The sequence below is a fragment of the Bacillota bacterium genome, from assembly GCA_036504675.1.
Lineage (GTDB): Bacteria > Bacillota > Sulfobacillia > JAJYWN01 > JAJZPE01 > DASXUT01.
On the sequence record DASXUT010000088.1, the window covers coordinates 1 to 9,804 of the forward strand.

7 protein-coding genes are annotated in these 9,804 nt (G+C 66.5%); 5 read left to right on the plus strand and 2 right to left on the minus strand.

The genetic code is table 11. The features are described 5' to 3' along the window. The coding region (locus VGL40_06765) for a DUF72 domain-containing protein (GenBank protein HEY3314965.1) at window positions 1–635 on the plus strand (635 nt) is incomplete at its 5' end. Between the two features lie 110 nt (window positions 636–745). On the opposite strand, the gene VGL40_06770 is transcribed toward VGL40_06765, so the two are convergent. Beyond that, on the minus strand, window positions 746–2,911 hold the full coding sequence (locus VGL40_06770; GenBank protein ID HEY3314966.1) for a DUF4910 domain-containing protein: 2,166 nt from the start codon (window positions 2,909–2,911) through the stop codon (window positions 746–748). Between the two features lie 287 nt (window positions 2,912–3,198). On the opposite strand from VGL40_06770, the gene VGL40_06775 reads away from it, so the two are divergent. Next, entirely contained in the window at window positions 3,199–3,933 is a 735-nt protein-coding gene (locus VGL40_06775; GenBank protein ID HEY3314967.1) for a hypothetical protein, read from the plus strand. Beyond that, window positions 3,923–5,467, plus strand: coding sequence for a fused MFS/spermidine synthase (locus VGL40_06780; protein ID HEY3314968.1), 1,545 nt, complete (start codon window positions 3,923–3,925; stop codon window positions 5,465–5,467). The genes VGL40_06775 and VGL40_06780 overlap by 11 nt, the downstream gene beginning before the upstream one ends. Window positions 5,468–5,494: 27 nt before the next feature. Here the strand turns inward: VGL40_06780 and VGL40_06785 are convergent, their stop codons facing one another. Beyond that, window positions 5,495–8,257 (minus strand): GAF domain-containing protein, encoded by a 2,763-nt coding sequence (locus VGL40_06785; GenBank protein HEY3314969.1) that lies wholly within the window; start codon window positions 8,255–8,257, stop codon window positions 5,495–5,497. Window positions 8,258–8,542: 285 nt separating this feature from the next. On the opposite strand from VGL40_06785, the gene VGL40_06790 reads away from it, so the two are divergent. Further along, complete coding sequence (locus VGL40_06790; protein HEY3314970.1) at window positions 8,543–8,803, plus strand: IreB family regulatory phosphoprotein; 261 nt, start codon at window positions 8,543–8,545, stop codon at window positions 8,801–8,803. Between the two features lie 133 nt (window positions 8,804–8,936). Further along, on the plus strand, window positions 8,937–9,776 hold the full coding sequence (locus VGL40_06795) for a flavodoxin family protein (GenBank protein HEY3314971.1): 840 nt from the start codon (window positions 8,937–8,939) through the stop codon (window positions 9,774–9,776). The last annotated feature ends 28 nt before the right edge of the window (window positions 9,777–9,804 follow it).

The following is a 9,804-nucleotide window of genomic DNA, read 5'->3' on the forward strand; positions in this document are numbered from 1 at the left end:
CCAAGGGTATGGCGGGGATGGCCGCCAAGACGCCGCCTGGGTTCGAGTTCTGCGTCAAGGCTTTCAAAGGAATGACCCACGAGCCGAACGGGCCGGCTGAGCAGGTGGCCACGGATTTCCGGGTCTTTGGCGAGGCCCTTCGGCCGCTGGTCGAGGAGAGTCGTTTGGGTTGTGTCCTGGCCCAATTCCCATGGTCCTTCCGCCCGTCCCCAGGCAACCTGAACTATCTCGCCGATTTCCGTGATCGCCTGGGCGGATTGCCGACCGTCGTCGAGTTCCGTAACAGCCAATGGGTCGGTCAGGAGACCTTCACCTTCCTACGTCGTCATGAGCTCGGTTTTTGCTGTGTCGATGAACCGGCCCTCCGCGGACTGATGCCCCGGGTCGTCGCGGCCACATCGGACTTGGGCTACGTGCGCTTTCACGGCCGCAACGCGGCCAAGTGGTGGCAGCACGAGGAGGCTTGGGAGCGTTACAACTATCTCTATACCGACGAGGAGTTGAAGGAATGGCTGCCCCGGATCGAGCAACTCGGCCGGGAAGCCAGGAAGACCTACGTGCTCTACAACAACTGCCACGCCGGTCACGCCGCTGAGAACGCCCGGACGATGCAGCTTCTCTTGAAGCCGGACTAGCCGGCCCGTCCAGTGGGCCGTCAGGCAGCGGTCAACGTCGGACAAGCAAGGGCGGCCGCTCGGCCGCCCTTCTCTCGCGTGTTCCGGTCAATCCATCGTTGAAAGAAGGCTCAGCTTGATTCGTTCCGGCGACTGGGCCGTCCGGATGCCTGGCCGGCCCCGGCGAGCCGGAGCAGCCTCATCCGGCTGAGCAAGGTGAAGTAGGTCAGCAGATATTCGGTATCCCGGAGGCCGGTCTCTTGTTCTGTCAGGTCGGCGACCTCGAGGAGGGTCCGGCGCCCGTCGACCCAATACAGGGCTCGAACCGTCAGGGTATTGGCGGCCTGCTGGTGGGCCCGCTCGAAGGCCCACCAGTCGGCTCGTTGCTTGGCGGTAAGATTCTCCAGGTGCCCACGGAGCCAGACCGGTCCAGGGTAGACCCGGACGGGGACGATCTTCTCGGCCTTGCGATCGGCCGCCGTCCGCTGGCGGGGAGGGGGCGGTTCGGTGGCGCACTCCCGCAACTCCGCCGACAGGCCCCTAAGCACCCAGCGTAGACGGCACTGCTGTTGGGTGACTGAACCCACGAGTTCCTCTTCGATGGCCGCCACGATCTCGCCGAGGGCCGCCCGTTCGCGCGGCGAGATCAGTCGGTTGAGGGACTCCACATCGGCCAGTTTCCGGTCGAGGAGATAGGTCAACTTGCGGTCCAGTGAGGCCAGCCCCGCGGCCAACGCCTTGGCTGGAGCCTCCCCCTGCGGCGCTTCGGTCTTGAGCTGACGGAGCCGCTCGATCAGCTCGGACAGCGGCCCCGAGATTGACCCGTGGAGCTCGGAGGGGAAGCGGGAGGCCATCTCTGAAGCCAGCCAGAGGGCCTCAGGGTAACCGGCCGCGGCTAGGAAGTAGGCGTAAACGGCGGTCAGCACGCCGACCCGGCGAAGCATCTCCGGATCGACCTTGTCAATGGTGTCCTCGTTGGTATGGTAGAAGCGGTCCGGCCACTGGTTCAACATCGGGCAGGGGATACCCACCGACGGGTCGGCCAGGACGTAGTGGTCGCTTCCACCGGAGAAGTCGGTGACCACGTACTTGAACAGTTGATATCCGGCGGGCCCGGTGAGGGTGTGCGCGTCGCGCCCGATGTCGGCCAGGATCCTCGCCGCCAGGTCGGCGGCGAAGGAGGGAATGGACGCGGGGGGCTTCTCGATCAGCAAGGGGCTTCCGCAGAGGGCCTGGTTCTCGCCGACCATGTCGAGGTTGATGGCGGCCACAAAACGGCCGAGGGCCTTCTCCTGGGTAGCCAGGAAGGCGTATGTCCCGGTCATCTCCGGGACGAGCAGGAAGCGAATCCCGCGGCGGGGCTGGGCCAGCCGGCCGGAGGTGATCAAGGCTTGAAGGGTCCGGGCCACCTCGATGACCGTCCCACTGCCTGAGGCGTTGTCGTTGGCCGAGGGCTGGGGATGGCACAGATGGGCGACGACGATGACCTCCTCGTCAGTCTGGCCCGGGATGACGGCGCTGACGTTCTCCATCTGCCCATCGTAGAAGCGGGCGTCAACCCGGGCGTAAACCCTGGGGGCGGCACCCGACGGACGGCGTCGCCGGCCCCGCCCAAGGCCCTCTTGGGCGGCCCCTCTGATCAGGCCTCGAAGGTGAAGCCCGTCCCGGGTGGTCAGGACAAAACCGAAGCACGGCCGCTCACCGGGGGCGCCGGTCGGCCAGAAGGTGGTGTATTGCCGGGCGTCGGGGAGGTCCAGGCTGCGACGGACCGGCGGGAACTCCCGGAGATGGTCAACCAGCAGGCCGACGGCCCCGTGCTGGTCGACGGCCAAGCGCCGAGCCAGGCCGACGTCCCCGCTGACCAGGACGACCTTGCCCTTGACGTCGACCCCGTGGTAGGACTCCGGCCTATCGGCTTGATCAACCACAACGACCTCGGCTTCGAGACCCTCGGGCGGCGTCGGCCCGCTCCGCTGGACGAGGGACATCTTGTCCTCGGTGAAGTTGCAGAGACGACGGCGCTCCCCGCCGGGTTCGATCAGGACCAACTCGGCCTCGTCTGCGGTCCACTCCCGGAACATCCGGCAAGACCAGTAGCGAGCTCGATCGTCGGCCGGATAGGTGAGCAACTCGGCCCGCACTCCGGCGGCCTGGAACTCAGCCACGGCCCACTGGGCCGCCGCCCGATAGCCAGGGCTGGCCTGGACCCGATGGAACCGGGAGAGCTCGGCTACGCGGCGGAAGGCGAGGGTTCCGGAAAGCTCTCCGGAAACTTCTTCGAGGAGGCGCTTGAACACGTGGGTTCCTCCTGTCAGCCGGCGGCCGGGGGCCGACGCGCGGTCACACCGGGCTTTGGTCCCAGGAGTCTTCGGTGGGCGGCTGGGAAATCCTGCTCCAAGAGGAGTGACCAGGAGCGGTGAGGAATTGGTCAGGAGCCTAGACTGGAGAGGGGGCGTGGGGTACGGCCGGAGGCGACGGGTGGACCACGGAACAGCTGATGCAGGCAGCCCTTGACCTCGTGGGCTTCAAGGAGATTCCGGGGGATAGTGGGATATGGGTCCCGGGCCGGGGGATCAGGCGGATCATGGCTGCCATCGACGTCGATGTGGCCGAGCTCAAGTTGGCCAGGGAGCTGGGCTATGACTGCGTCTTGGCTCACCATCCCCACGCCGGGGTCCTGGGCTACCCGAACGTCCTCGAAAAACACGTCGACCTGATGGTCGCAGCCGGGGTCCCGCGGGACGTGGCGGAAGAAGCCGTCGCCGCCGTCAAAGAGCCGATCAGCTACCGCTATCATTCGGGCAATTTCGACCACCTAGTCTCGTTCGCCAGGCTGATCGGCCTGCCCTACCTGAACATCCACAACCCCTTGGACGAGCACGGACGGCGCCGGATGCAGGCGGCCATCGACGACCGGATGGGGCCGGACTCGACCGTCGAGGAGGTGGTCGAGGCCCTGCTGACCATCCCCGAACTCGCCGCGGCACCGACCCGCCCGGAAGTTAGGGCCGGCCGGCCCGGCAATCCGGCCGGCCGCGTCGTCGTCGCTCACGGCGCCGGAACGAACGGCGGCTATGAGGTGGCCAGGGCGTACTTCGGGGCCGGCGTGGGGTCGGTCGTCTACATCCACGTCGACTATGCCGCGGCTCAACGATTAAGGGCCGACGGGCGGGGGAACCTGGTCGTCGCCGGACACATCGCCGCCGACGCGGCCGGTATCGATCCTTTCCTTGACCGGCTGGAGGCCGCCGGTCTCGAGGTGACCCGCCTCAGCGGCCTCGGCCTGGCGAAAAGGCGGGAGGCCGACGATGAGCCTTGAGGCCCTGGTCTTCAGCGGCGGGGCGGCCTTGATGGCCCTGGAGCTCGTCGGGAGCCGGGTCCTGGCGCCGTCCTTCGGCAACTCCATCTTCGTCTGGGGCAGCCTGATCGGAGTCTTCATGACCGCCCTCTCCGGGGGGTATTACCTGGGCGGGAGACTGGCCGACCGGTGGCCCTCCAAGCGGCTCTTGGCGGTGATCATCTTCGCTGCCGGGGCCTGGGTGGCGGTCCTGCCGTCTTTCTCCGGGCCCTTCACGGCCTGGGTGGCCGGCCTCGGCATGGGTCCGAAGGCCGGTCCGTTGACCGCCGCCGGCGCCTTGTTCACGGGTCCCAGCCTGCTCCTGGGGACGCTCTCGCCGTTCGCCCTCAAGTTGCGGACCAAAGACCTCAAGGCGGTGGGGAACACGGCCGGCGCCCTCTACGCCGTGTCCACCGTCGGAAGCATCGCCGGGACGCTGACCACGGCTTTCTGGCTGGTCCCGGCCTTCAGCGTGCGGATGATCCTGGCAGCCCTCGGGGTCTTCCTCGGCCTCCTGGGTGGGATCGACCTCATCCTTGCCAGCCGCCGACGGGCCCTGACCGGGGCCTCGCTGGCCCTGCTGCTGGCCGGGGTGACCGCCATTGGCCCTTTGCGCGGCCCTTTGGCGGCTTCTGTCCTGGGCGAGAAGGTCATCTTCGACCGCGAAACCCTGTATCACCACGTCCGAGTGGTCGACGTCGGGGATTCGCGCTTCTTGCGCTTCGACAACTCCTGGCAAAGCGGCATGTACCGGTCGGACCCGCTCCGGCCGAGGTTCCTCTATACTGATTTCTTCAACCTGGCCCGCCTTTGGCAGCCGGAGCCGCGGCGGGCCCTGTTCATCGGTCTGGGTGGAGGGTCGGCAGTCAAGTCGTTCCTGGCCGACCACCCCCGGCTGAGCATCGACGTGGCCGAGATCGACCCGGCCGTCATCGAGGTCGCCCGGCGCTACTTCGCCGTTCCAGAGGACGGCCAGCGCCTTGCGGTCAAGGCCGAGGACGGAAGGCTCTTCCTCAGGGCGGCGTCGGGCGGCTACGACCTGATCGTCCTCGACGCCTATTACGCCGACGCGGTCCCCTTCCACCTGTTCACCCAGGAATTCTTCCGGCTGGCCAGGGAGCGGCTCAGCCCGGGCGGCGTCCTGGCAATCAACGTCGTGGCCTCTCTGGAAGGCCGGCAAAGCCACCTTTTCCGGTCGGTCTACCGGACCCTGACCACCGTCTTCAGCCGGGTCTATCCCTTCGCCGTGCCGCTCTCCGCGGCCGAACGGCCCGACGGCCTCGACCGCCAGGGGCAGCGGAACATCATCATCTTCACCACCAATGATGGTCGCGCCTACGACGCCGCCGAACTGAAGGCGGTCGCGGCGGAGTTGGACGAGTCGGGGGCGGGGAAAACGAAGACCCTCGGCGCGTATGCCGAGGGTCTCCAGGACGCGACCTCCGTCGAGACGGCGGACGTGCCCGTTCTCAGTGACGATTACGCGCCGGTGGACGCCCTCTTGCACCTGAGGTGACCGTCGGGGTCGCCTTCCGGTCGGAGATCACCGGCCGGCGGCCTGGACGCGGTTCTTCCCCAGTTCCTTGGCTTGGTAGAGGGCCCGGTCAGCCTGTTCGATGAGGGTCTGGTGGGTCTTGGCGTCCTCGGGGAAAGAGGCGACGCCTTGACTGATGGTCACGCGGACGAGGGGCCGACGACGGTCGCCGGGGAAGAGATGGCCGTCCACGCCCGCTCGGATCCGCTCGGCTACGGCCACCGCCCCGTCCTTGTCGGTCTCGGGGAGGACGATGGCGAACTCGTCGCCGCCATACTTGGCCGCGGCGTCGACGCTTCGGATGTTCTGCTTGACGATCTCGGCGATTCGCCTGATCACCTGGTCTCCGGCCGGATGGCCGAAACTGTCGTTGTGCTCCTTGAGGTTGTCGAGGTCGATCATGACGTAGGACACCTTGTGTCCGAAGCGATTGGCCCTTTCGACCTCGTCGGCCAGACGCTGGTGCAGGTAGCGGGTGTTGTAGAGCCCGGTGAGCCCATCGGTGATGGCCATGGCCTGCGTGGTCGCATAGAGCTTGGCGTTTTCCAGAGCCATGGCGGCTCGGTTGGCCAGGATATAGAGGATCTTGATCTCATCGGTCGTGAAGTCGCGATAGTGTACCGAGTCGACGTCGATGACGCCGACGATTTGGTCACCCAGGCGGAGAGGCACGGATAGGAGGGAGCGCATAGTCTCCCGGCCCGGGGTGGGGCGGTAGCGGGGGTCGGCTTGAACGTCGCGGATGGCCAACGGCTGGCCCTCACGGGCGACCCAGCCGGCGATGCCCTCGCCGATCGGTAGGCGGAGAGAGCGGCTCACTTCGGCGGCGATGCCCCGCGATGCCCCGATGAACAGCTCGCGTCGTTCCTGGTCGACCAGCATCAGCGAGCAGCCGTCCCCCCCGGTCAGGGTCAGGGCCATGTCGACGATGCTGTGGACCACCTTGTCCAGTTCGAGGCTGGAGCTGAGGGTCGCCGCCACTTCATAGAGGGTGGACAGCTCGGAGACCTTCCGCTCCAACTGCTGGTAGAGCGTGGCCCGCTGGATGGCCAGGGCGGCCTGCTCGCCCAGGACTCTCAGGAAACGCTGTTCCTGGGGGGTGAAGGCGGCATTCCTTGGAGCCGCCAGATGAAGGACTCCTAGGGAGACCCCACCAGCGATCAGTGGGGCACAGATGTAGCTTCCGCTGTCCCAGGTTCCGCCGGACTGTTCGCAGCCAAAGTCCTCCTGGCGGTCGGAGACCCCAAAGACTTTTCCGCGGCGCAGGCACCAGCAGGCTTCGGGGCTTTGACACCGGGCGCCTTCGCCGGGAGGCGCCTGCCCGTTCTCGGCCCTTAACTTGAGCTTGGCGGTGCCTTCATCGATCAGGTAGAGGGCCTGGCTCGAGGCGGGAAAGAGGGTGCGTAGCCGGACCAGGATGAAATCGACGACTTCCTTGACACTGTTCGTGGCGGCCAGGGTCTCCAGGATCTCGAACAGGCTGGTCAGTTCGGCCACGCGGTCGCCGCTTTCCTCATAGAGCCGGGCGTTCTCGATGGCCGCCGCGGCCTGGGAGGCTACGGTGGTCAGGAGCTTGACGTCGTTTGAGTCGAAGGCCATGGGGCGGTCACTTTCCAGGTTCAGGACCCCGATCACCTGGTTGTCCACGATGAGGGGGATGACCATCTCGGAGGCCACTCCCTCTAGCCCCTCGAAGTAGCGCGGGTCCTGAGTGACATCGTTGACCACGACGGCCTCCCCGATCTTGGCCGACCAGCCGGTCAGGCCGATGCCGAGCTTTGGGCGCACGGCGGCGACTCGGTCGAGGGGGACTCCGCTGGCCGACTTGACGGTCAGGGTCTCGGTCTCGCGGTCAAGTAACATGATGAAACCATACCTGGCCCCGAAGTGATCCTTGACTCTCTCGGTCAGGGTGTCCAGAAGGACCTGGGGGTTGCGGACGGAGCCCATCGCCAGCGCCGTTTCGTAAAGCACCTGCCCCTCACGGAGCTGGTGTTCAAGCTTGGACCGCAGGCGCTCGAAGCTTCCGGTCAGGTCGGAAAGCTCATCGCCGGCCCGCATCAGGACCTTGTTCTCGGTCAGGCTCAGAGTCGCTACGGCCTCACCCTTGTTCAGCTGGTCCAGGGAGCGGCGAAGGTGGGTCAAGCGGCGGTTGACCGAGAAGACCATCCACATCGTCAAGAGAAAGGCCATGAGGAAGCCGGCGAGTAGACCCCGGGTCAGGTAGGCCTTGAGGCGTTCGCGGGTTCGGTCACTGGCCTGGACGGCCAGCCGCAGGTCGCGGCTGGCCCGTTCCCGGAGCGCGCGGGCCCGACCGGCGGCTATCTCAAGGACGGAGGAACTCTCATCCAGGGCCTCCAGACCGGCCTTGAGTCGGGTCGGTCCGTCCATGGCCAGGAGGGAAGACCCCTGGCTTTCGAAACGGGATAGGTCGGACCTGAGGGCGTCGATGGCTCCCACAGTGGCCTGGTCCTCGGGGAAGGATAAGGCGGCCGAGTCAAGGGCCGACTTGACGGCGGCCCGGGCCGAGGCGAAGCGATGTTGATCGGCCGGGTCGCCGGTGTAAACGAAATGGCGAAGCGGGCCCTCGACGGCGAGGATCGACTCCTCGAGCCGCGAGATGGCCGAGATCTGGGTCTCGGCCTCCTTGGCGGCGCCTACCGAAGCGTTGAGGGAGTCCAGAGGTGGCCCTCCGATGAACCACATGGCCACCAATAGGGCGACGACTGCGACGAAACTGAAGATGGACTTGGCGGCCAGGTGCAACCGCATGCTTTCTACCGCCTCCCAAGGCCGGGGTCCGGGCCGCGGCCGCGCCCATTCACCCGGCGCGGCGCACGAGCAGGCTATCACTTTCTTCTTCGGTCAGAAGGAGCGGGGACTTGAGCCTTGTTTCCGGCTCCCGGAGCGGGGCTTCAGCCGCCGCCACCCCGTTTGCCGTCTGATTCGGCGGTAGTCTGCCTTGACTGCCCCTTGCCCGCGGTGGGACGGACGGGGAGCGATGAAGGAAAAACGGTCGAGGCGTCCAATATAGGTGTTGATGAGGAGGTGGGCCAGGTGAACGAAGGGAACGAAGAGACCCGCGCCTTCAAGCACAAACTCAACCAGGGCGAGGTCAATCCCCGCGAGATCATCCTGTACATCTACGAGGCCCTCAAGGAGCGCGGGCACAATCCGGTCGCCAACATCGCCGGGTACCTCGCTTCGGGGGAACCTGCCTACATCACCGCCCACAGGGACGCTCGTAAACTAGTGCAAAAGCTGGACCGCCTCGACCTCTTGGAGGAACTGGTCCGGTACTATGTCGGGAAGAAATAGGGGAATGGGACGAGGACTGTCCGCCCAGGCAAGGAGACCCGGGGGGCGCCGCTTTGAGTTGCGCGGCGCCTCTTGTATTGTTGTGCCGGACCGCCCTTCGGGCTAGGCCGAAACCCAATGGAGGTGTCCGAAGATGGGAACAGTCGTCGGCTTGGTCGCTTCACAGCGCCGTTTGGGCAACACCGAGGTCATGGTCAAGGAGGCCTTGATGGGTGCCGCCGAGGCCGGGGCCCAAACCAAGCTGATCAACCTGGGGAGGATGCGTGTCCTTCCCTGCAAGGGTTGCATGGCCTGCGTCTTCAAGGGCGAACCGTGCCGGCTTGAAGACGACGTGGCCGGGCTCTATGAGGAAGTGATCGCCTCAGACGGTTTCATCGTTGGGGCACCGACGTATTTCCTCGGGCCGACCGGTGTCCTCAAGACCGCCCTCGACCGAGCCCTGGGCTTCCAAGGGCGGATCCTGGCGGCCGGCACCAAGCCGGCGGTGATCATCGCCACGGCGGGGCTGCCCGAGTGGGACCCGCTGACCATTCCCCTCCTCGGCCAGTTCGCCCTGATCCTCGGCGGTCGCTTGGTCGGGAGCATGACCGCTTACGCACCCGGGCCGGCCCAGTCGCTGCTTGACCCGGCCAATGCTCAGATGGCCCATCATCTGGGTCGGGCGGTGGCCACCGGGGAAGCCTTGCCGACGCCGCCCAACGCTTGCCCGATCTGCCACGGCACGGCCTTCGTGCCGGTCGGCCCGGGCGAAGTTGAGTGCCCACTTTGCCGAGTCCGCGGACGGCTGGAGCCGAGCGAGGACGGGGGACGGCCGAGGATCGTCTTCCCCCCGGAGGCCCTCGGTGACCACCGCTGGACATCGGAGCGGATGGCCAGACACGCGGTGGAATGGATCGGGGCCACCCGCGACCTGTTCAAACGTGACCTCCGCCGAGTGGTGGAGGCCCGAAAGCGTTACGAGGACTGGGAATAGACGGACTTTATCGGCGGGAAAGTCGCGG

Coding starts and splice junctions, on each gene's coding strand:
- VGL40_06795 (HEY3314971.1), top strand. CDS start 8,937: ATGGGAACAGTCGTCGGCTTGGTCGCTTCACAGCGCCGTTTGGGCAAC.
- VGL40_06775 (HEY3314967.1), top strand. CDS start 3,199: ATGGCTGCCATCGACGTCGATGTGGCCGAGCTCAAGTTGGCCAGGGAG.
- VGL40_06785 (HEY3314969.1), bottom strand. CDS start 8,257: ATGCGGTTGCACCTGGCCGCCAAGTCCATCTTCAGTTTCGTCGCAGTC.
- VGL40_06780 (HEY3314968.1), top strand. CDS start 3,923: ATGAGCCTTGAGGCCCTGGTCTTCAGCGGCGGGGCGGCCTTGATGGCC.